Genomic DNA, 21,839 nt, shown 5'->3' on the forward strand with positions numbered 1-21,839 from the left:
GCATTGCTCCGAGGAGTTATTGACATACCATTCTTCCTCTTTAGGCTGACTAAAATTTATGCGTAATATTTTCTTTCCCCACTATTTATCGGGTGAGCCAATATAACTTTAAAAGTGTGACCCGGAAAAATTTTCAGTGCCAATATTATCCGGCCACAAACTCGCCCGACAAGACACCTTACTGTTGTTACATAAAAAAGATGCAACCCTTAGGCTGCATCTTTTTGTTGGGATACCCGGACTCGAACCAGGAATGACAGGACCAGAATCTGTAGTGTTACCATTACACCATATCCCAATTTTATGTCTGCAATCGTTTTGTTTCCTGATTGCGATTGCAAAGGTACGCATTTTTTTTTAACTGACAACATTTTTACCGACTTTTTTCTAAAAAATCTCAAAATAATACGTTTTTTTACCCGAATTACGATAAATCAGTGTACCTTTGCATAAAATAAAATACATTTTTAGGGGTAAAAACAGAATGAAAATTCTTTTTCCTCAGAGATAAAAAAATTCAGAAAATAAATAACACCTTATTTTATTAATGGAACAAACAAAAAATTTAGTTGAGACAATAACTAAAGGTATTCAAGAGAAGAAAGGGTCAAACATTAACATAATCGACCTGAGCGGCATTGAAGGCACAATTTGTCATTATTTTATAATATGTCAGGGCAATTCGCCTTCGCAGGTAGAGGCGATAACAGACTCTGTTGAAGAATTTGCCCGGGTTCACGCCGGAGAAAAGCCGGTTCACGTTGTAGGACTCAACAATGCCCAGTGGGTGGCAATGGACTATACAGACGTAATGGTTCATATATTCCTGCCCGAAGTGCGCGAATATTACAATCTGGAAAATCTTTGGGAAGACGCAAAACAGACCCGGATACCTGATTTAGACTGATTGGATTTACCCAAAAAATTTTCAAAAACATATTTAAGTTAGTTTAGACGAACAAATTAACAGAAACAACATGGAGCAAGATAAAAACAACAAGATGCCCAAATTCAGCATGAGCTGGATTTACATGCTTGTGATAATCGGCCTCATAAGCGTCTACCTCATGGGAGGAGACTCTATCGGCGGAAGCGCAAGCAAGAAGGTGTCTTACGATGAGTTCAGGGCATACGTCACAAAAGGCTATGCCTCGGAGATTGTGCTCAACAAGGACGAAAGCACCTTGAAGATGTATGTTAAGGCCGAGCACATACGCGACGTGTTTAAGGCTGGAACGAAAGAAGTGGGCAAGACTCCTTTTGTAACCAGCGAGTTCGGAAGCGCCGACAAGGTTGAAAGCTTTGTCGATGCGGAGCGTCAGGCCGGCAAGTTTAAGGGCAACCTTAACTACGAGAACAAGAAAGGGAGCGACCTGCTCACCATTCTTTTCAACATTGCACCTATTTTATTCTTTGTGTTCATCTGGCTGTTCTTCATGCGCCGCATGGGCGGAGGCGGAGGCAACGCCGGAGGCGTGTTCAACGTAGGCAAGAGCAAGGCAAAGATGTATGAAAAAGGAGCCGAGATTAACATCACATTTAAAGATGTTGCCGGACAGGCCGGTGCCAAGCAGGAGGTGCAGGAGATTGTTGAGTTCCTGAAAAATCCAAAGAAATATACCGACCTTGGAGGTAAGATTCCTAAAGGCGCACTGCTCGTAGGTCCTCCGGGAACCGGTAAGACTCTTTTGGCAAAGGCTGTTGCAGGCGAGGCCGGAGTTCCGTTCTTCTCTATGAGCGGTTCTGACTTCGTAGAAATGTTCGTGGGCGTCGGAGCAAGCCGCGTGCGCGACCTGTTCCGCCAGGCAAAAGAGAAATCGCCATGTATCATATTCATCGACGAAATTGATGCCGTGGGACGTGCAAGAAGCAAAAATCCGGCAATGGGAGGAAACGATGAACGCGAGAACACGCTCAACGCCCTACTGACAGAGATGGACGGATTCGGCACCAACAGCGGCGTAATCATCCTTGCAGCCACCAACCGTGCCGACATGCTCGACTCAGCACTGCTGCGTGCCGGACGTTTCGACCGTCAGATCAATGTAGACCTGCCCGACCTCAATGAGCGTAAGGAGATATTTAAGGTTCACCTAAGACCTGTAAAGACCGACCCGTCTGTAGAGATTGACATGCTTGCACGTCAGACTCCGGGATTCTCTGGTGCCGACATAGCCAACGTATGTAATGAGGCTGCGCTGATAGCAGCCCGCCACGACAAAAAGTTCGTCGGCAAGCAGGACTTCCTCGATGCCGTAGACCGTATTATCGGCGGTCTGGAGAAGAAGACCAAGGTTATGACCCAGGGCGAGCGCCGCACCATCGCACTGCACGAGGCAGGACATGCCACGATATCATGGTTCCTCGAGCACGCCAACCCGCTGGTAAAGGTGTCTATCGTTCCGCGCGGAAGAGCGCTCGGTGCAGCATGGTATATGCCTGAGGAAAGACAGATAACGACAAAGGAGGAGATGCTCGACGAGATGTGCGCCACACTTGGCGGACGTGCTGCCGAAGAGCTGTTCACAGGCCACATATCAACAGGAGCTATGAACGACCTTGAGCGCGTTACAAAGAGTGCTTACGGCATGATAGCTTACGCAGGTATGAGCGACAAGTTGCCCAACATCTGCTACTATAACAACAACGAGTATAACTTCCAGCGTCCTTACTCAGAGACAACCGCCAAGATAATGGACGACGAGGTTCTGAAGATGATCAACGAGCAATACGACCGCGCGAAGAAGATCCTTACGGAGCACAAGGATGGCCACAACAAGCTGGCCGAAATGCTGCTTGAGCGCGAGGTGATATTTGCTGAAGACGTTGAGACAATATTCGGCAAGCGTCCGTGGGTTAGCCGCTCTGAAGAGATTATGGAGGAAGAGGGAAAAGACTCTAAGGCTGAAGGCGAAAGCGACAAGGCTCTGCCCGAAAACAGCGAGACTGACAACAACGCCGTAAATCAGGAACCGGCATCTGAAAGCAATGCTGAAACCGGCATTTCTGACGGCAATGACAATTCTCAAGAAACAAAATAGATGAGATATGAGTGACAAGATGAAGAACCTTATTGTAAGAAGCATCACGGGCGTGTTCTTTGTGGCAGCCATCGTGGTATGCTTCATGAGACCCATCGCCATGGAGTTTCTGTTTGCTCTCGTAACAGGACTGACGATATGGGAATACTGCGGACTGGTGAACGAAGTAAAGGGCGTACAGGTAAACCGCTTTATAAGCACTGTTGCCGGTGTATATTTCTTTCTTGCCGTAGGAGGCTTCTGCAGCGGAATGATTCAGAGCGGTGCCGTGTTCATACCATATCTGCTTACAATAGTATATCTCTTCATCAGCGAGCTTTACATGAAGACGGAGAACGCGATAAACGACTGGGCTTACACCATGCTCGGACAGATGTACATCGCCCTGCCCTTCTCTACCATCAACGTGCTCGCATTCAATGCCACTCCCGACGGCAATGTTGCCTACAACTATATGATACCGCTCTGCGTGTTCATATTCCTCTGGGCCAACGACACCGGCGCATACTGCAGCGGCTCGCTCTTCGGCAAACATAAGCTGTTTCCGCGCGTATCGCCCGGCAAGAGTTGGGAAGGCTCCATAGGCGGCGCCATCATCGTTCTGGCCGTGGCATGGCTGATAGGATATCTCGACGCACAGAACGGCAACACATCAGGACTTACCATACCGCAGTGGATGGGCCTTGGTCTTGTTGTAGTTGTATTCGGCACATGGGGCGACCTTGTTGAGTCACTCTTCAAGCGCACCCTTGGCGTAAAGGACAGCGGCAACATTCTGCCCGGTCACGGCGGAATGCTCGACCGTTTCGACTCGTTGCTCATGGCCATGCCTGCTGCCGTTATATATCTTTACTCACTGACGCTGTTCTGATTAGCTGACAAATCAGTTGCGATATAAACATAAACCGGCGTCATGCTTTCATCTGACATGGAAGGATGACGCCGGTTTTAATTTGAAAAACACATATTAATGCTCACAACTGCATGCCATAAAATACAGAATACGACAGACTCTCCATACAAAACATCTGTAAGAAAAGTCACATCTACAAACAACAAAAACATAACAAGCCATGAAACACAAAGTAAACAGAGAAAAGACATTTACAGTTATAACCATTTTGTGCGCAGTAATAATCATCGGAGCAATAGGTCTATGCCTTTATACGGCAATCGGACATCCTGAAGATGCCGTTTATTATGCCATCGTAATCGCCATAATGGCATTTACGATTCTCTATGTCTACCTCATTTCGCCAAAGTCAATAGAGCTTAACGACACTTCGCTCATAATGCACAAAGTTGTAGGAAAAATAATAATACCACTCGAAGACATCAAGGAAATAAGACCATACGACCAAAGCGGACTCCGCCTGTTCGGAAGTGGCGGTCTGTTCGGAAGCATTGGCCTGTTCACCAATAATGACATAGGCAGACACTACGAATATGTAGGCGACTTCTCCGAGGCATTTCTCGTAGTATTAAATTCCGGCAAGAAATATGTTTTCAGCTGCGAAAACAGCGACAAAGTTATAGAACAGGTACGCAGCAATATCCGGAACTGAAAAGATGTGAATGAAATTTATCCGCAAACAAAAATATTAGACAGCATTACAAAGACGGCATTCATATAAGATTCGTTATCATCCCATATAGACTTTTACAGATTTCACACAAATAAGCTCTTTATTTACGCAATACATAAAGTCCCTTCCGTATGCCTCATAAAAGCATTTGGAAAGAACTTTATGTTTACCCAAAATCAGCCATTAGACCGCACATCGCTTTATCCATTTTGTGCATTCATGCTTTCAGACTGAATCCTAATAAACAGATTCGGGGTTATTGAATCCTGTGATGCAGCCGCATTAGCCGGTTGTCATCAACGCCATCAGAGAGAGTATTTTGTTACGGCACAGGCATTACGGTCAATAACCGTCCATTATATCAGAATCGGCTCTTTATGTCGCTGTTGCTGTAGGTCTTTCTCTTGCTGCGTATCTCCTTGCCGAAACTATACGAGAAGCCCAAAGTTACAGACAAAGGCGAATAGTCGTTGTTGAAATGCATGCTCATTCCGTTGTTTGAAATACTTACACCCTTAACATTTCCTGCAAACAAGTTGCTGACTCCCAACTTCATATTAAGGCGTCCTTTAAAACACGAATAAGCCATACCGCAACTCATTGAGAATCTTCCATCAACGGTATGAACCACATTTTTGTCTTTCCCCGAATAAGTGGCGGTAACATATCCTGTAAGATTACGGCGTCTGTCGAAAATAAACCTCAAGTCGCCCATGGCAAAAGCCTTGAGAACATGCTCGCTGCTCAAGCTATAACGGCTGTCGGCAGTGGTTTTACAATAAAACAACTCTCCAAAGACATAAGCCCTCAGCCATGAGAGCTTTGTGAAATAGAGACTAAGGTCCACTCCGCAGCCTTCCTTGTCGTAAGCATTCTGCCATTGCGTGTTCGAAGAGCCGTCGGCAGCATTCATCTGTGTAACCTGTCCTATACAGTCAAACTCCTTTGCAGCCCTCAGCTCCAGCCCGAGTTCAAGTCCGCTGCAAAGCACTATGTTGTTGGAAAATCTTACTCCATACCAGTAGTTTGGCTTTATTGTAGGGTTGCCCTGGGCTGTTGAGTTGGCACTCAGATAAGCCGTAAACGGATTGACCACCTGTATGCCCGGACGTCTTATTCCGCTGAAAATGCTGACGCCAAAGGTTGACCCGTTGCCCGACCTGTACATCACATTCACAGTCGGAAACAGTCTGCCGTAGTTGTCTGTTGCCAATGTCCCGTTGCCGTTTTCCGACTTTGTATGCGTAAGTTCATATCTTCCGCCGAGCACCATGTCGAAGTGTCCCAATGACTTGTTGAGCGACAGATATCCGGCATAGATGTCTTCCGAATATGTAAAGTCGTCATTTTGCACAGGAAGTGTGGAATAGTCATATAGCGAGGAGTTTCTCGTCTCTGTGAGAGACGCCTTTATTCCTGCATAAAGCTTGATGTTCCAGGGCAACAGAGTTGAATAGTCGAGCGCAAAGCTCAGTCCCTTAAGATGCGCGCCCACCTGATTGCGAAGATAGTCAACGCTGTCTGTCTGCACGCTGTTTTCATAATAGTAAGAGTTGAAACTGTAGTCACGGTCGTTATCAAACTTAAAAAGGTCCATTATGAAAGATATCCTGTTGGTGCTGCTCCAGTTTCTGTCGATATAAAAGTTAAGGTTCATGTTTCGCCCGTCACGCAGTTCAAGCGACGGCGAGCGGCTCTCCTCTGTCATCACCCCGGCCATGTCGTATGTGTTCTCAAAGGTCGTGCTTGGATAATTTCTGTATGTATCTATATAATAAGCCTCAATGCCTACTGTTGAAAGCGAATCAATCATAAAGTCCAACGAGCCGGAAATGTTATAGTTGTTGTTTCGCCAGCCCATGTCCGTATGGCTCTTTCGCGTCATGTCTGTAAAATATTTCACATTGCTTTCAGTATATGCAACGCTGCCGTAATTCCAGCTTGCATTAAGCGATGCCGTAACGCGCTTTCTCTGATAATTAAGGTTCATGCGGGCTGCGTTGCTCCACTTGTCGGCATAGGTTACATCGTCGCCTACTTCGCCGCCTATATAGTCGGCACCTCTTTCTGTTATTATGTTTATGATGCCGAAATCGCTTCCTGCATCATACTTTGCGCCTGGCGATGTTATCACCTCTATCTTTGCCACATTTGACGCCCTGTGCGACTTCAGTATATTGATCAGTTCACCCTCAGGAATGGTTTTCATACGTCCGTTAAACATAACCCTTACGCCGTCACGTCCCGGTATTCTGATGTCGTTGTCCGTAACCAATATACCTGGCACATTGCTCAGCAAGTCAAGCAGGTCAGTTTTGCCCTTGCGCAGCCTTATTGCGTCTACTATAAATTTGTCGGCTTCGCGCTTTATCAATTTCTCGCTCACCACTACTTCCTGAAGGTCTATCTCGTCAGACACAAGTGAATCAGACTTATTTACGTTTTGAGCAAACGTATTTAAAGCAGAAAACATTGAAAAGACAAATATCAACTTTATATTTTTCATAGGCTAAGCATAGTTTTATTTCAAAATATATTCAGATATATTCCTTGGAGCCTTTGCACGTCTTAAACCAATAGTAATCACAATGCTCCTCTCCGTATACCTTACAATGTATTGGTGTATCAGCTATTTTTACATCAATCAGATGTGCCTTAATTTCAGCATGCTCCATCTGGGCAACATTATTCTTACCGCCCATATTCAGCTGCCATTTTCAAGGGCACGTCATTTCACAAATTTAATATATCATTATCATAATTTATGACATCGCAAAATAAAAAAAAAAAAAATGAAACCAGCAAACTATTTCGCAAAAATATTCTAAATTTATTCCTTTTTCTAAAGCGATTGTATAAATTCGTCCCACATCTTTGGCTCAGCATCCTTGCCGAAAGCCTTCTTATACAAACGTTTACGCGCTGATGACACCGAATTGCGTTCTTTGTTAGTCAGTATTGATATATCAGCCGGCCTTACTCCTATTTTCAGCAACAGACACAGACGATATTCATATTCGCTTATCTTGCATAATTCTGTCAAACGATCCTTAAAACCTGCATAATGTCTGTTGACCTCGGCATCTAGCATCAGCCAATAGTCTTTAGGTATTTTTTTATCACACCTCTCGCAGGTGTTATCATTCAATACAGCCCTTATCTTTCTACATATGTCAGAATTAGCGAGTTTGCTTTGCGACAGCTCTCTGTTTGCAATCTGCATATTGGCTATTCTGTTCTGATTCTCAAGCTGTTCCCTGCTGGCCTTCAGCTCGGCTGCAAGACTTTCGTTACAGTCTACGACTCTGGCAAGACGGACATTCAGACTTTCTATCTTACGCTTGTTTTCATCAACAAAAGCACTGCTTTGCTCATACTTTTCTTTCAGATACTTTGTCTCATTCTCATATTTTATCCGCTCAGACATACGCTTTTTCTTTAGATGAGATATAAAAGCAAAAAAGGCAAAAATCAACGAAATGCACATAAAAACAAATATATAAACAATATACCTATTTTCAGCCAATTCGTATTTTAACCTGATATTTTCTTTCTCCTTTTCTGTATAATTATAAACTGCATCAATTCTTGCAACATCTTTTGTCTTTATTATATTTTGGACAGAATCTGAATATGTTTCATATTTGTCAAAGAAATATGCCGCCTTAATCAAATCATTTTTTCGTAAATAATAATGTCCAAGCCATTTTGAAGCCCCATATTTGGCATAAACATTATCTAAATCATAAACCTTTTCATACAGATTCACAGCTTCATCTGTTCTGCCGACCTTATCATATATCTTCGCAACAATAACCAAAACAGCCCTGGCATTTATCCTGTTAACACGGCTCAACGCACGGTTAGCATACATCAACGCCTTACCATATTCACTTTGCTTATAATAATGCTTCGCTATTTGAGCAAGGATATCGGTTTCAAGCAAACTGTCATTTGCTTCCTTAGACAAGTTCAAGGCCTGTTCAAAACATTCTGCTGCCTGACTTTCATTTTTAACACGCTGATAACAATACGCCATACCACACAATGAATATGCCTGACTTTTTTTGTTCTCTATTTTTTTATTATACAAATAAGAATGTCTGAACGCCTTCAATCCTTTATAATACAATCCTTGATAAAGAAAGATATATCCCATCTGCGAATAAGCCTTATATCTCAACGGACTAGCCGTGTCAGCCAATTCTATCGTTTTCTGAAAATATGGTAAGGCACGCGTGTCATCGTTCATGTCGTTATACACACGTCCAGCATAATAATATGCCATAGGCAGGAGCCGTTTGTCGCCCTCATTCTCATAATAATCAAGGAGACGAAGCATCAGCGTGTCGGTTGTATGGGCTACATACAACTTATCTTCAGTCTTAATGCGCAGCAGATCATAATAGTTTCGGTCTGCCTTGTCGGCAGCATTTATCTTCGGAACTATGCTGTCGAGCATTGCCAAGGCCCGGTGCGGGGATATATCGGCTACACTGTCTATTGCAGGCAACATTTCATTGTGAGGCGAACGTTCGGCATCACAGCCGGCCGTTATAAGCACGCATAGCACTATTATTATACAGTTAAATATATTCATGAGTTTTAGATGATATCATTCATTACTTATAAAAACAAAAGATTCTGCCGATATTTCTTGCGCTGATGCTTTTTGAGGAGAAGCTGCTCCTAAACCAATAGCCAAAGCTAAAATCAAAAATAATTTCTTCATTTTCTTTTGTTTTTATTAATTACTATTTAAAGTCCGGACTATTTCGTTTTTTATAAACTAAATTCAACCCTCACCATACATTCACGCGGCCTCAGCTTTGTAACGGTGTACATCTGCTGAGTGTCGGTTATCTGGCGGCGCTCATATTCATCCTTTCCCAAAATATTGCTGCATGTCAGGCTCACTTCATAACGTTTGGTGCGATAAGAGACTGATAAGTCGGCAAAATAGGTGAACGAAACGGCCTTATCGTTGCCGTGGTATATCTCGTTGCTTAACTCTATGTTAAAGCGTCCGGGCATGAAGTAGCACTTCAGACTGTGACTGAATGAACTTAGCGACGACGGCAACGAGGCGCCCGAACGGCACTCCTGTCTGACATAGCTGAACTGACTCTGCTCTTCGACAGAGAACCAGCTGCAAGGCTGGAGCGAGACTGTTGCCGTGGCTCCGGCCATCTGCGTCTGAAACGGCGTAAGCACATTCTGCAAGAGCATGTTATAATCACTCCACTGCCATCGCCCCGACAGCGTAGTAACCAGATGAGCCACGTTCCAGCTCTCGCTTACACGGAAGTTTAATCCGTGCATAACGCTGTTTGATGTAAGGTCAGTGGCCCGCGACTCATACACATTGCCGTCCACATTCATTGAGTAAAGCCGCTGATTGCGCATATTGGTAAAGACATACCCGACAGTGGCAAACAGGCCTTTTATAACATTCTTATATTCTATATTAGCGCTTGCCGTGTGCATCAATGTGTTGCTGAGTTTACCCTGTCCTTCTGTCATCGAGATATAGTCGGTAAACACAGGTATATCGAGCACTGACAAAAAGCCTTCGGGCTTCCACGAGTAGTTATACGTTGCCGTTATGCCGAAATCGGAAACTGGCATAGCTCTGAAAAACAGATTAGGCTCAAATGTAATGTTGTCCTTATGCTGTACGCCATACGTCCGGCTTGTCCAGTAAACAGGCGCCGATGCAATAAAATTAATAATGGCGGTCTTATACGACAGCGACGGTTTCATGAAAGTGCGCCATTCGGTGTACTTCCTTACGGCATCCACGTCCTGCCGGCTTACGCCTATATGCTGCGCCTTCAGGTCTGTGCCTATATTATAATTAAGATAAAACGCACCAAGCTTTTGTCCGAAATAGGCGTCACATCCGGCAAGGACGCTGCGCTGGCGAAGGCGCTGCATGGTTGAGTCGGCAAGCAGCAGACTGCCCGGCAGCCAGTTGAGTGAAAGGTAAGCGTTGACAGAAAACGAATAGCGACGGGTGATGTTGCGCACAAACGACAGTTTGTCCGTGATGTAGCCCTGACGCGGCTTAACCATCTCTCTTGTCTCAACGCCGTTCAATACCGACAAACCGCTGCTGCGGTCGAAATCGACATATCCCCTGACATCGTTTGTAAGATACTGTCTTTCGGTGTTCTGCCTGCAAAGCACCTCTGCCGACAAGGCGTCGTGACGGCTCTCAGCCGATATGTCCTGCACAATGGCCGCACCGCCTGCCGCCGTATATACCGTGGTGGATGTCTGGCGCTGTTCAGTCATGTCAGTCATGCCGTCGAGCTGTATCCTCAAATCATTGCCGCCATGCGTCTTCAGCAGCCAATTAGTTGCAAACAGGTGAGTATGGTTAAATCTGCTGCGCGAGGCGTCAATGGCCGGTGCCGGCAGCGATATGTTGCCAAGCATACCATCGTCCACGGGTGCCGAGTCGTCGAGATATGCCGACATAGGCGTTACTTCCTGTCCGATGTTCTTACCGGTATTGTTGTTCTTATACATGCTTATGCTCTGCACCTTGCGCGAAAACAGCATTGAGACGATGCGATTGTCATAAAGCCAGTCTGGACTGTCGGTCAACGCAGCTCCCATTGACAGGTCGAAGGTGTGACTCCACACATTTTTTGCGCTGTCGGTCAGCACGATGTTGAGTGCTGCCTGATCGCTGAACTTTGTATCCTTCAGCGCACGTATGGGCTGATGCCGTTCAAGCACCTGCACCTTTTTCACCTTTCCTGCATCAATGTTATCTGACGCCTGCGCATACTTACCACCAAGCAAATCCATGCCTTCAATATAGAATTTGTTTATCTTCGTGCCCTGATATTCTATCGAGCCGTCATCATTTACGGTAAGTCCTGGCATTTTTCTGATAACGTCGGCTATGGTGCGGTCTTGCTTGCCGCGAAAGGCGCTAACAAGATAGTTGAGCGTGTCACCCTCCTGTCTGATGCGCTGCGACTTAACAACCACCTCCTTAAGTTCTGTGGCATGCTCGCTGAGCACTATAGCCTTGTCGCTGCTGTAATGCCTAAGAGCAATAGACAGTTTAGAGTAACCAATCTTGCGCACCTCCATCGTGTCGCACTGCCGGCCTTTACTGTCTACGGCAAACATGCCTTGCTTGTCGGTGAATCCATAAGCCACTACCGACTTGCCGTTTTTAATATACACAGAAGCCTTGTCGACAGGACTGTTGTCCGAGTTGACAACACGTCCCGTTACCACCTGTCCGTAAGCCGTTGCTGCCAAAAGCCACGCAAACAGGACAAGCGCCATGCGTATGGTTCTGCCGTCACTCACAGTCATTGTCTTCTATAAGTACCGGCGTAACCTTTCTTTGCTTTGTTCTGCCCTTACTGACAGACGGAGCAAGACCCGTCAGCCTCGTCATCAGCCCTACAGGATCGGTAATCTCCATTTCTGTAATCTTTTGCAGCTCTTTCGGCTCAACAGATTTATATTTTGTCTTTTCCATCGTAATGCTTTCTCCCCTGCCCTTTCTTACAGCCGTGCATACAAACGAGAAACAGCCGTTGTCTGTTTCAGCCTTCATTATAAGTCCCGGCAGTCCGCACAATTTCCATGGACCGTCGCTCACGGCGATGTCAGGCGCATACCACACAGTCCATGTCTGTCCGCGAAACTTTGTCCTTGCCTTGTTGCAGTGGAACTCGGCTATTATCGAGTCGCCGTCGGCCAGTTGCCAGTCAAAAGCAGGCATATCTTCTTCAGACTTAAGGGCAAAACCATGCAGACTAAGTGTATAAGTAAGTTTGCCGTCAACAGGATAATTCTTCATCACCATATATTTCTGCCCAAGCCTTCCACTTCCTCTCATCCGTGTGCTTGCAGCCAAAGCCTGTTGCAGTTGTCCACCCGTGGCCTGCACCACGCTGTCAAGCACATGCTGCTGTCGTATGTTTGCCGAAGAATAAAACTTGCTCCACTTATTGCCAATAAGCAGTTCCATCTCGTCTTTCATTGCCGGTCTTTCAACACAAGTCTTAAACCTAGCGTCATAACTGATACGCATGACAGCCGTGTCCGACTGAGCTGCCGACGGTACATGACTGCACAAAGCAAGAAGAAATAAAGACAAATAATGTATAACACAAATTCTCTTCATAAGTTCAAACAGTTTAATTTTATTATTTTTATAAGCAAAATTACTCGATTTAGCACAATGCACAAAAATCTGCTGTTCGCAAAAATGTTCGCAAATCATTCCACATTAAGCCTAAGTCATTAGACCGTATATAATTTTGGTATGCTCATGCTTTCAGCCGTCTTTTTGTCTTTTATTGGCGACTTTTCCTCTGGCCTTTCTTGACATAGCCCGCTATGACTGCGAAAAATCAAACGATAATCCACTTAATATAAAGCAAAAATACAGGCTAAATCATAACGTCTAATCTGGGGTTAAGTCTGTAAATCTGTTTCATTTCGGTTGATGTTTTTCATCATTAGCCGATACAAAATTAGTAAAAATTTCAATACGTTCAACCGGCATGATAATTTTTAGTCGAAAAATCGTAAGCAAAACAGACTCCGTACATAAACATTTTTCAATACAGACATACGCCATAGTGTATACTGTAAGCAATAATAAGGCATTTAGTTATAAATCAAAAGTGACCGAGTTACGGGTCAAAACTCGGCCACTTTTGAGGCGTAAACCGGCCACTTTTTAATCAGAAACGGCCGTGTTATTTTAAGCAAATAAAAGAATTTTATTCAATAGCACATACAACTGCACTAGTGAAGACAGAAATGCCGTGGCAAAATATTCCACACGGGCTATTCGTCGACCTCTTTCTTCAGCAGACGCACCATAATCTCAGCCGCATTGTCGGGAGCTATTCTGTCGCCGAGCCTCCTGCGCACTTCGGCATATCCATCAATCATGCTGCTGCGACAAGCTCCGTCGGGCAGCAGACGCGACAGTTCTGCTGCAATGTTATCCACAGAAAATGTGTCAGCAACAAGCTCCCTGACCACCTCACGGTCGGCAATAAGATTGACAAGCGAAACGTATTTCACCTTCAACAGATGCTTACGGAGAAAGGCGATGACCTTTGGTATAGGGGTTTCGTAGCACACCACCTGCGGCACGTTGAACAGAGCCGTCTCAAGAGTGGCCGTTCCGCTGGTTACAACAGCCGCACGCGAATGGGCGAGCAGTTCGTAAGTCTGTCCGTAGACTATCTTTACGGGCTGTCCGGATATGAACCCGGCATAATAGTCTGCACTTATCGACGGCGCTCCCGCCACCACGAGCTGATACTTGTCGGCAAAACGCGAGGCAGCCTCTATCATGGCCGGCAGATTGTCCTTTATCTCCTGCTTGCGGCTTCCGGCCAGCAAAGCAATGACAGGACGGCGTGAGTCGAGCCCGTTTTTAGAGCAGAACTCGTCGTAAGAATCGGTGTAGGTCTTCAAGAATCCGCTCACCTCGTCGGCCGTAGGATTGCCCACATAGTGTATCTTGTAGCCGTGCTTGCCTTCAAAGAAGGGCACCTCGAAAGGCAGAATGGAGAACAGCTCGCTGACATCACGCTTTATGTTCTTTATGCGGTACTCCTTCCATGCCCAAATCTTTGGCGAGATGTAATAATACGCAGGTATTGAAGTCTTGGCATGCAGAAACTTGGCTATGTCGAGATTAAAACCTGGATAATCAACCAATATCACCACATCAGGGTGCCACTCGATTATGTCGCGCTTACAGAAAGCCATGTTTCTGAATATGGTTCTGAGATGCAGCAGGACAGGCACAAAGCCCATATATGCCAAGTCGCGATAGTGGCGCACACGCATGCCTCCGGCAGCCGACATAAGGTCGCCTCCGAAGAAACGGAACTCAGCCTCGCCGTCGACTCTTCTGAGCGACTGCATAAGCCGCGACGCATGAAGGTCGCCACTCGCCTCACCGGCAATAAGATAATATTTCATCTGTAAACAAATATGATGTTTCTAAATCCACAGCAGGGCACACGACAGATGCCGAAAACCGACAAGACCGCAGCCCCGGCACATCAGCAAAACTCGTCGGCACAATCCTTCAGACGTTCGAACATGGCATAGTCGGTAACGTCGATTGTGGTGGGCGTTATGGCCACATAACCATGGTTGAGAGCCCAGTTGTCGGTGTCGGTTGCTTCAGGCTCATCGTTGGTATATTCGCCCACAAGCCAATAATAGTCGTAACCCCTGGGATGACGGGCGCGAACAACCTCGTTTCCCCATGTACCCTTAGCCATTCGGCACACCTTTACGCCTTTAAATTCAGCAGCCTTGGGGAAGTTTACGTTAAGGCACGTTCCCTTGGGCAGACCTTCGGCAAGCACCTTGGCCGTAATCTTTCTGACGATGCTGCGCAGAGGCTCAAAGTCGGCGTCGTCTCTATAGTCGCAGAGAGAGAAAGCTACTGAAGGAATATACTTCATGCAGCCCTCGCGCGTAACGCCCATAGTGCCCGAATAATGAGAATTGACAGAGCCGTTGTCGCCGTGGTTGATGCCGCCGATGACCATATCGGGACGGCGCGGGCAGAGCTGGCTCAGCGCCAGTTTGACACAGTCGACGGGCGTGCCGTTGCACGACCACACCTCAACGCCCTCGCGCTTGCGGCGCAGCTTGAGCCTCAAGGGAGTGGTTGCAGAGAAGGCTGTGGCAAATCCTGAACGTGCCGACTCGGGCGCGCAGACAAGGATATCGCCTAAATCAGAGAGCATGTCTATCAGCGAGTTAAGTCCCTTGGCATGGTAGCCGTCGTCGTTAGAAATAAGTATTAATGGTTTCATAATTTTCATAAAAATCATTTTCTTTCGGCTACAAAAGTACGAAAAAAGGTTTAAAACAACTATTTCTCACATAAAATATGTATTTTTGCAAAATATTTTTGGAAGGAGCAATTCTAAAACGAGCAAATAAAGACATTAGATTTAGGACACCAATATAAGACAAATGGGAAAAATTATCGCATTAGCAAACCAAAAAGGAGGCGTGGGAAAGACAACCACGACAATTAACTTGGCTGCATCCCTCGCCACACTGGAAAAAAAGGTTCTGGTAATCGATGCCGACCCGCAGGCCAACGCTTCGAGCGGCCTCGGAGTCAACACGAAAGACGTGGACTGCTCGCTGTACGAATGTATCATCGACCATGCAGACGTACATGACGCCGTCTATACCACAGACATTGACGGACTTGACATTATGCCGAGCCACATTGACCTTGTGGGAGCCGAAATAGAGATGCTAAACCTTGAACACAGAGAGCAGGTGATAAAAAACCTGCTGCAGCCGATAAGGGGCGACTACGACTATATTCTGATTGACTGCTCGCCGTCGCTCGGCCTGATAACGGTGAATGCCCTCACTGCCGCCGACTCTGTAATAATACCTGTTCAATGCGAATACTTTGCCCTTGAGGGAATAAGCAAGCTGCTGAACACGATAAAGATAATAAAGAGCAAGCTGAACCCGAAACTGGAGATTGAGGGATTCTTGCTGACTATGTATGACAGCCGCCTGCGCCTGGCCAACCAGATTTATGACGAGGTGAAGCGCCACTTCCAGGAGCTTGTGTTCAAGACCGTCATACAGCGTAACGTGAAACTGAGCGAGTCGCCAAGCCACGGACTTCCGGTTATTCTTTACGATGCCGACTCAACAGGAAGCAAGAACCATCTGGCACTGGCAAAGGAGATTATAAACAGGAACAAGTAAGAATATTATGGCCATTAAGAAAAGATACAGCAATCCGCTCGGACGCGGACTCGACGCTCTGATATCTACCGAAGCCGTGCGCCCGCAGGGCAGCTCGACCATCAGCGAGATATCTATTGAGCAGATAGAAGCCAACCCAAACCAGCCACGACGCGAATTTGACGAGGAAGCTCTCAACGAGCTTGCCAACAGCATACGCGAGATAGGCATCATTCAGCCGATAACGCTGCGACAGGTTGACGACAACAGATTTCAGATTATTGCCGGCGAACGCCGCTGGAGAGCATCGCAGATAGCCGGACTAAGGGCTATACCGGCATACATACGCACCATCAAGGACGAAAACGTGATGGAGATGGCTCTCGTTGAGAACATCCAGCGCGAAGACCTCAACGCGATAGAAATAGCCCTGGCATACGAACACCTGCTGACAAACACAGGAATGACGCAGGAGAAGGTGTCGGAAAGAGTGGGCAAAAGCCGCACAGCAATATCAAACTATCTCCGCCTGCTGAAGCTGCCTGCACAAGTGCAGATGGCGCTGCAGAACAAGGAGATTGACATGGGACACGCACGCGCGCTGCTGGCGATAGACAGCCCGTCGCTGCAGGTGAAGCTGTTCAAGGAGATACAAAAGAACGGCTACTCTGTACGCAAGGTGGAGGAAATGGTGCAGAAGCTGAAAAACGGCGAAGACATAGTCAGCGGCAAGAAGAAGATAGCATCTAACCAGCAGATGCCCGAAGAATTCTCTACACTGAAACAGCATCTGTCTGACTTCTTCAAGACTAAAGTTCAGATGACCTGCTCGGCCAACGGCAAGGGCAAGATTAGCATTCCGTTTGCCAACGAAGAAGAGCTTGTGCGTATAATGAGCATGTTTGACAAACTGAAAGAACAGTAAGATAAAGCTGTGGATACAAGCAGACATCTAACATATTACCTGTCAAGACTGGCAGCGGCCATATGCATGCTTGCCGTGATGATGCCGTGCAGCGCGCTCGGAACGGGCGACAAGGACACCATCACGGTCAACGACACGATCATGACGGTTGCGGCAGAAAACGACAAGCAGATAAGCGACACGATAAACAAGGTTGTGTCTGCGGCCGACTCTGTCAGCATGAGGATGCTGTCGGCAAACGACTCTGTAAAGAAGAAAAAAGAGAAACGCGACTGGAGCACATGGAGGCCAAACGCCAAAAGAGCCATGTGGCTTGCCATCGTGATACCGGGAGCAGGACAAATATATAACCGCAAATACTGGAAGCTGCCTATTGTGTATGGCGGCTTCATCGGATGTCTTTACGCCATAAGATGGAACAACCAGATGTATAAGGACTACTCGCAGGCCTACATGGACATCATGGACAACGACCCAAGCACTGAGAGCTATAACCAGTTTCTGCATCTGGGCAACACCATAACGGAAGAGAACAAGGAACAATACCAAAATCTGTTCAAAAAGCGTAAGGACTTCTACCGCAGATACCGCGACCTGAGCGTATTCTGCCTCATCGGCGTTTACGCCCTGTCGGTAATAGACGCGTATGTCGACGCGTCACTGTCAGAATTTGACATTTCAAAAGACCTGAGCATGAAGCTTGAGCCTACGATAATAAACAACAGGTCGTCACTGAATCCGCTTAAATCATCGTCATTGGGACTTCAGTGCTCTATAACCTTCTGAAAAAAGATTTAAATTATAAGATTCTGTATATAAACATTTTATGAGAAAGAAAGTTTTTATAATCATTGCCACGATGCTTTTCGGAGGTAACTGCGTGATGCAGGCTCAGAACGAAAAGGATGAAATAATTGTGACTGACAATGACGGAAAAGAAGAAACAATTGACTTGCCTGAGGCTATGAACTATGAAGTTGACAGCCTCCTGAACTTATACTATTCAAAAACTTACTTACAGCAGGACGAAGACTGCAACTACCGTGACGAGAACAGAGATTACCCGAAAGAGGTGTACATCGAGCGCCTCAGCAGGCTGCCAAACGTCATGGAAATGCCATACAACGAAATTGTACAGAAATTCATCGACAGATACACAGGCAGACTGCGCCATTCGGTAAGCTACATGCTGGGAGCATCAAACTTCTACATACCTATATTTGAAGAGGCTCTCGAGGCCTACGGACTGCCGCTTGAACTAAAATATCTGCCGGTAATCGAGTCGGCATTAAACCCTAAAGCCACATCTCATGCAGGCGCTGCCGGACTGTGGCAGTTTATGGTGGCAACGGGCAAGCAGTACGGACTGGAAATCAACTCGCTTATCGACGAGCGCAGAGATCCCATTAAATCGTCTTATGCAGCTGCCCACTATCTTAAAGACCTTTATAATATCTTCGGCGACTGGAGCCTGGTGATTGCTGCATACAACTGCGGACCGGAGAACATAAACAAGGCCATACACCGCGCCGACGGACAGGCCGACTACTGGAAGATTTATCCTTACCTTCCACGCGAGACCAGAGGATATGTGCCGGCGTTCATTGCCGCAAACTACGTGATGAACTACTACTGCGAGCACAACATCTGCCCCATGCGCACCACACTGCCGGCCAAGACCGACACAGTGGTTGTGTCAAAGGATGTTCATCTTAAGCAGATTGCCGACGTGTGCGGCATTGACATTGAAGAGCTGCGCACGCTAAATCCGCAGTATCGCCGCGACATCGTCAACGGCAACAACAAGCCGTCGGTGATACGTCTGCCGGCCAACGCCACAAACACATTTATCGCAAACGAAGACTCTATCTACAGATACGAGACTGACGCGCTGCTCACCAGACGTTCGCTGGTGGAAGTTGAAAGCAGCAAGTACACGACAAGCACAAGCAGCACACGCAAGAGCTACAGCAAGAGCAAAAGCAGAAAGAGAAAATCGTCAAGACGCTCAAGAACAAGAAAGAAGAGCGTAACCGTAAGAAGCGGAGACACATTGTCTGAGATAGCAGAAAGGCACCACACTACCGTAAAGAAGCTGCGCCAGCTTAACGGTATAAAAGGAAACAACATACGTGCCGGAAAGAAAATCAGGGTGAAATAAAAAAGGCGCTTCACCTGCATACCTTATTAATAATATCTGGAGAAACCAATTATGGACGAGCGTAACAACATTGACAAAGAGAGAGAAATTGCTGAGGAAAAGTTGGTCGGTGATGCTTTTCAGCGTCTGCTGAACGACTATTTGTCCACACGCCACAGAAAGAAAGTTGACATAATAACTAAAGCATTCAACTTTGCCAAACAGGCACATAAGGGCGTTAGACGCTTGTCTGGCGAACCATATATAATGCACCCCATAGCCGTGGCCCAGATCGCATGCAGCGAGATGGGGCTCGGCTCTACCAGTATAAGTGCGGCACTTCTGCACGACGTGGTTGAAGACACCGACTACACGGTTGAGGACATAGAGAACATCTTCGGCCCTAAGATTGCGCAGATTGTGGACGGACTGACTAAGATTTCAGGCGGAATATTCGGCGACCAGGCGTCGGCACAGGCAGAAAACTTCAAGAAGCTGCTTCTGACCATGAGCGACGACATACGCGTTATCCTTATTAAGATATGCGACCGCCTGCACAACATGCGCACGCTTGACAGCCAGCCGGCAAACAAGCAATACAAGATTGCCGGAGAAACGCTATACATCTACGCACCGCTTGCCAACCGCCTCGGACTGAACAAAATAAAGACCGAGCTTGAGAACCTGAGTTTCAAGTTTGAACATCCCGAAGAGTATAAATCAATAGAATCTAAACTGGCAGACACAAAGGCGTCTCTCGACAGTCTGTTTGACGACTTTACAGGTCCAATAAAGCAGGCTCTCGACAGGATGGGACTTGAATATGAAATAAAAGCCAGGGTGAAAAGCCCCTACTCCATCTGGAACAAGATGCAGAACAAGCACGTAAGCTTCGACCAGGTTTACGACATTCTGGCTGTAAGAATAATCTTCAAGCCCAAGAAACGTGAAGAGGAAGTCAACGAATGCTTCAACATATATGTGGCGATAAGCCAGATCTACAAGTCGCACCCCGACCGTCTGCGCGACTGGGTCAACCATCCCAAGGCCAACGGATATCAGGCTCTGCACGTAACTCTGATGAGCAAGCAGGGCCGATGGATTGAGGTACAGATACGCTCTGAAAGAATGGACGAAGTGGCAGAACAGGGTTTTGCCGCACACTGGAAATATAAAGAAGGCGACGAAATTACTGAAGACGAAGGCGAACTTAACAACTGGCTGCGCACCATCAAAGAGATTCTTGACGACCCGCAGCCCGATGCAATGGACTTCCTCGACGCTATAAAGCTCAACCTTTTTGCATCAGAGATATTTGTATTTACCCCCAAAGGCGAGATAAAGACCATGCCGGCAGGCTGTACGGCCCTCGACTTTGCATTCCAGATACACACATTCCTCGGCAGCCACTGCATAGGCGCAAAGGTAAACCACAAGCTCGTGCCGCTGAGCCACAAGCTGCAAAGCGGCGACCAGGTGGAAATTCTCACCTCAAACTCGCAGCACGTGCAGCCATCATGGATAAACTTTGCATCAACGGCAAAGGCAAAGGCTAAGATACAGGCAATATTACGCCGCGAAGCCCGCGAGATACAGAAGCAAGGCGAAGAGATTCTGTCTGAATTCCTTAGCAAGCACTCACTGGAAATCAACTCGTCTGTAATCGACAAGCTATGCGAATTCCACGAGGTGCAGAAGCCGGACGAACTGTTCAAGGCCATAGGAAAGAAGAATATCATACTCAGCGATAAAGACATCGACGAGATTAACGGTAAGAGAAAGCAGAACTCGGCCGTAACATGGCGAAAGTTTGTGCCGTTTCTGGGCAAGGAAAAGAAGAAAGGCAACGAGAACAAGAAGCCAAACTACTTCATCGTAAAAGAAGGCTTCAACCGCAAAAAGCCTATATATATCACAGACGACAACATAAACCAATTTATCTTCCCTGACTGCTGTCACCCCATACCCGGCGACGACGCGCTAGGATTCATCGACGGCAAGAACCGCATTGAGATACACAAAAGGTCGTGCCCCGTTGCAGCAAAACTAAAATCAGGATACGGCAACCGCATACTCGATGCCAAATGGGACATGCACAAGAAACTGCTCTTCGATGCAGTAATAGAGATAAAAGGAATAGACAGAATCGGCATGCTCAACGAGGTTACCCAGGTTATATCCGACGAGCTTAACGTAAACATACACAGAGTGACGCTGTCGTGCGAAGAAGGAATATTTGACGGAACACTCGAACTGAGGATACACGACCGCGACGACGTCAGGACTATAATGGGAAAACTGAAGAAAGTAGAAGGACTACAAGAAATAAAACAAATATTATAAACAACTTCCGGCTGGCCATGCACAGCCGGCGTTACAGCCGGCTGAGGCAGTCGTGCCCG

Annotated in this window: 15 protein-coding genes and 1 tRNA gene; 9 read left to right on the top strand and 7 right to left on the bottom strand. The window is 46.5% G+C overall.

Annotated features, from left to right (window positions below):
- Positions 1 to 227: 227 nt before the first annotated feature.
- Positions 228 to 298: transfer RNA gene (locus ACZMIG_RS12925), tRNA-Gln, on the bottom strand.
- 249 nt (positions 299 to 547) lie between these two features.
- On the opposite strand from ACZMIG_RS12925, the gene rsfS reads away from it, so the two are divergent.
- From rsfS to ACZMIG_RS12945, 4 genes are all read left to right on the top strand, one after another.
- Entirely contained in the window at positions 548 to 907 is a 360-nt protein-coding gene (gene rsfS, locus ACZMIG_RS12930) for a ribosome silencing factor (protein WP_021853618.1), read from the top strand.
- Positions 908 to 977: 70 nt separating this feature from the next.
- Positions 978 to 3,041 carry an ATP-dependent zinc metalloprotease FtsH gene (gene ftsH, locus ACZMIG_RS12935; RefSeq protein WP_302698765.1) on the top strand — a complete coding sequence of 688 codons (2,064 nt, stop codon included), beginning with the start codon at positions 978 to 980 and terminating at the stop codon, positions 3,039 to 3,041.
- Between the two features lie 7 nt (positions 3,042 to 3,048).
- Complete coding sequence (locus ACZMIG_RS12940; protein WP_302698763.1) at positions 3,049 to 3,912, top strand: phosphatidate cytidylyltransferase; 864 nt, start codon at positions 3,049 to 3,051, stop codon at positions 3,910 to 3,912.
- Positions 3,913 to 4,114: 202 nt separating this feature from the next.
- Positions 4,115 to 4,606, top strand: coding sequence for a PH domain-containing protein (locus ACZMIG_RS12945; protein ID WP_418874821.1), 492 nt, complete (start codon positions 4,115 to 4,117; stop codon positions 4,604 to 4,606).
- Between the two features lie 382 nt (positions 4,607 to 4,988).
- Here the strand turns inward: ACZMIG_RS12945 and ACZMIG_RS12950 are convergent, their stop codons facing one another.
- From ACZMIG_RS12950 to surE, 6 genes are all read right to left on the bottom strand, one after another.
- Positions 4,989 to 7,133: an outer membrane beta-barrel protein gene (locus tag ACZMIG_RS12950; protein ID WP_487889666.1), complete on the bottom strand. Its 2,145-nt coding sequence runs from the start codon at positions 7,131 to 7,133 to the stop codon at positions 4,989 to 4,991.
- 336 nt (positions 7,134 to 7,469) lie between these two features.
- Positions 7,470 to 9,227, bottom strand: a complete 1,758-nt coding sequence (locus ACZMIG_RS12955; protein ID WP_487889667.1) for a tetratricopeptide repeat protein — start codon at positions 9,225 to 9,227, stop codon at positions 7,470 to 7,472.
- A gap of 182 nt (positions 9,228 to 9,409) precedes the next feature.
- Entirely contained in the window at positions 9,410 to 11,968 is a 2,559-nt protein-coding gene (locus ACZMIG_RS12960; RefSeq protein ID WP_487889668.1) for a carboxypeptidase-like regulatory domain-containing protein, read from the bottom strand.
- Positions 11,955 to 12,788 (bottom strand): GLPGLI family protein, encoded by an 834-nt coding sequence (locus tag ACZMIG_RS12965; protein WP_487889669.1) that lies wholly within the window; start codon positions 12,786 to 12,788, stop codon positions 11,955 to 11,957. Before ACZMIG_RS12965 ends, ACZMIG_RS12960 begins: the two co-directional genes overlap by 14 nt.
- Positions 12,789 to 13,459: 671 nt before the next feature.
- The gene (gene lpxB / locus ACZMIG_RS12970; RefSeq protein ID WP_487889670.1) at positions 13,460 to 14,614 is read right to left on the bottom strand and encodes a lipid-A-disaccharide synthase; all 1,155 of its coding nucleotides are present in this window, start codon (positions 14,612 to 14,614) and stop codon (positions 13,460 to 13,462) included.
- An 83-nt stretch (positions 14,615 to 14,697) separates the two neighbouring features.
- Positions 14,698 to 15,474: a 5'/3'-nucleotidase SurE gene (surE, locus tag ACZMIG_RS12975; RefSeq protein WP_287601759.1), complete on the bottom strand. Its 777-nt coding sequence runs from the start codon at positions 15,472 to 15,474 to the stop codon at positions 14,698 to 14,700.
- A 154-nt stretch (positions 15,475 to 15,628) separates the two neighbouring features.
- Between surE and ACZMIG_RS12980 the strand changes: the two genes are divergently transcribed.
- From ACZMIG_RS12980 to ACZMIG_RS13000, 5 genes are all read left to right on the top strand, one after another.
- On the top strand, positions 15,629 to 16,393 hold the full coding sequence (locus ACZMIG_RS12980) for a ParA family protein (RefSeq protein WP_021853630.1): 765 nt from the start codon (positions 15,629 to 15,631) through the stop codon (positions 16,391 to 16,393).
- A gap of 7 nt (positions 16,394 to 16,400) precedes the next feature.
- Complete coding sequence (locus ACZMIG_RS12985; RefSeq protein WP_021853631.1) at positions 16,401 to 17,297, top strand: ParB/RepB/Spo0J family partition protein; 897 nt, start codon at positions 16,401 to 16,403, stop codon at positions 17,295 to 17,297.
- A gap of 78 nt (positions 17,298 to 17,375) precedes the next feature.
- Positions 17,376 to 18,083: a DUF5683 domain-containing protein gene (locus ACZMIG_RS12990; RefSeq protein WP_370799489.1), complete on the top strand. Its 708-nt coding sequence runs from the start codon at positions 17,376 to 17,378 to the stop codon at positions 18,081 to 18,083.
- 40 nt (positions 18,084 to 18,123) lie between these two features.
- Entirely contained in the window at positions 18,124 to 19,458 is a 1,335-nt protein-coding gene (locus ACZMIG_RS12995; RefSeq protein WP_021853633.1) for a lytic transglycosylase domain-containing protein, read from the top strand.
- Between the two features lie 51 nt (positions 19,459 to 19,509).
- Complete coding sequence (locus ACZMIG_RS13000; protein ID WP_021853634.1) at positions 19,510 to 21,780, top strand: RelA/SpoT family protein; 2,271 nt, start codon at positions 19,510 to 19,512, stop codon at positions 21,778 to 21,780.
- Positions 21,781 to 21,839 lie beyond the last annotated feature (59 nt).

The organism is Xylanibacter sp. (assembly GCF_057607445.1).

Excerpts from the sequence above, each read along its gene's own strand:
- ACZMIG_RS12965 (WP_487889669.1), bottom strand. The coding sequence starts at position 12,788 with ATGAAGAGAATTTGTGTTATACATTATTTGTCTTTATTTCTTCTTGCT.
- ACZMIG_RS12985 (WP_021853631.1), top strand. The coding sequence starts at position 16,401 with ATGGCCATTAAGAAAAGATACAGCAATCCGCTCGGACGCGGACTCGAC.
- ACZMIG_RS12960 (WP_487889668.1), bottom strand. The coding sequence starts at position 11,968 with ATGACTGTGAGTGACGGCAGAACCATACGCATGGCGCTTGTCCTGTTT.
- ACZMIG_RS12995 (WP_021853633.1), top strand. The coding sequence starts at position 18,124 with ATGAGAAAGAAAGTTTTTATAATCATTGCCACGATGCTTTTCGGAGGT.
- surE (WP_287601759.1), bottom strand. The coding sequence starts at position 15,474 with ATGAAAATTATGAAACCATTAATACTTATTTCTAACGACGACGGCTAC.
- ACZMIG_RS12980 (WP_021853630.1), top strand. The coding sequence starts at position 15,629 with ATGGGAAAAATTATCGCATTAGCAAACCAAAAAGGAGGCGTGGGAAAG.
- ACZMIG_RS12950 (WP_487889666.1), bottom strand. The coding sequence starts at position 7,133 with ATGAAAAATATAAAGTTGATATTTGTCTTTTCAATGTTTTCTGCTTTA.
- ftsH (WP_302698765.1), top strand. The coding sequence starts at position 978 with ATGGAGCAAGATAAAAACAACAAGATGCCCAAATTCAGCATGAGCTGG.
- ACZMIG_RS12940 (WP_302698763.1), top strand. The coding sequence starts at position 3,049 with ATGAGTGACAAGATGAAGAACCTTATTGTAAGAAGCATCACGGGCGTG.
- ACZMIG_RS12945 (WP_418874821.1), top strand. The coding sequence starts at position 4,115 with ATGAAACACAAAGTAAACAGAGAAAAGACATTTACAGTTATAACCATT.
- ACZMIG_RS12990 (WP_370799489.1), top strand. The coding sequence starts at position 17,376 with ATGATGCCGTGCAGCGCGCTCGGAACGGGCGACAAGGACACCATCACG.
- rsfS (WP_021853618.1), top strand. The coding sequence starts at position 548 with ATGGAACAAACAAAAAATTTAGTTGAGACAATAACTAAAGGTATTCAA.
- ACZMIG_RS12955 (WP_487889667.1), bottom strand. The coding sequence starts at position 9,227 with ATGAATATATTTAACTGTATAATAATAGTGCTATGCGTGCTTATAACG.
- lpxB (WP_487889670.1), bottom strand. The coding sequence starts at position 14,614 with ATGAAATATTATCTTATTGCCGGTGAGGCGAGTGGCGACCTTCATGCG.
- ACZMIG_RS13000 (WP_021853634.1), top strand. The coding sequence starts at position 19,510 with ATGGACGAGCGTAACAACATTGACAAAGAGAGAGAAATTGCTGAGGAA.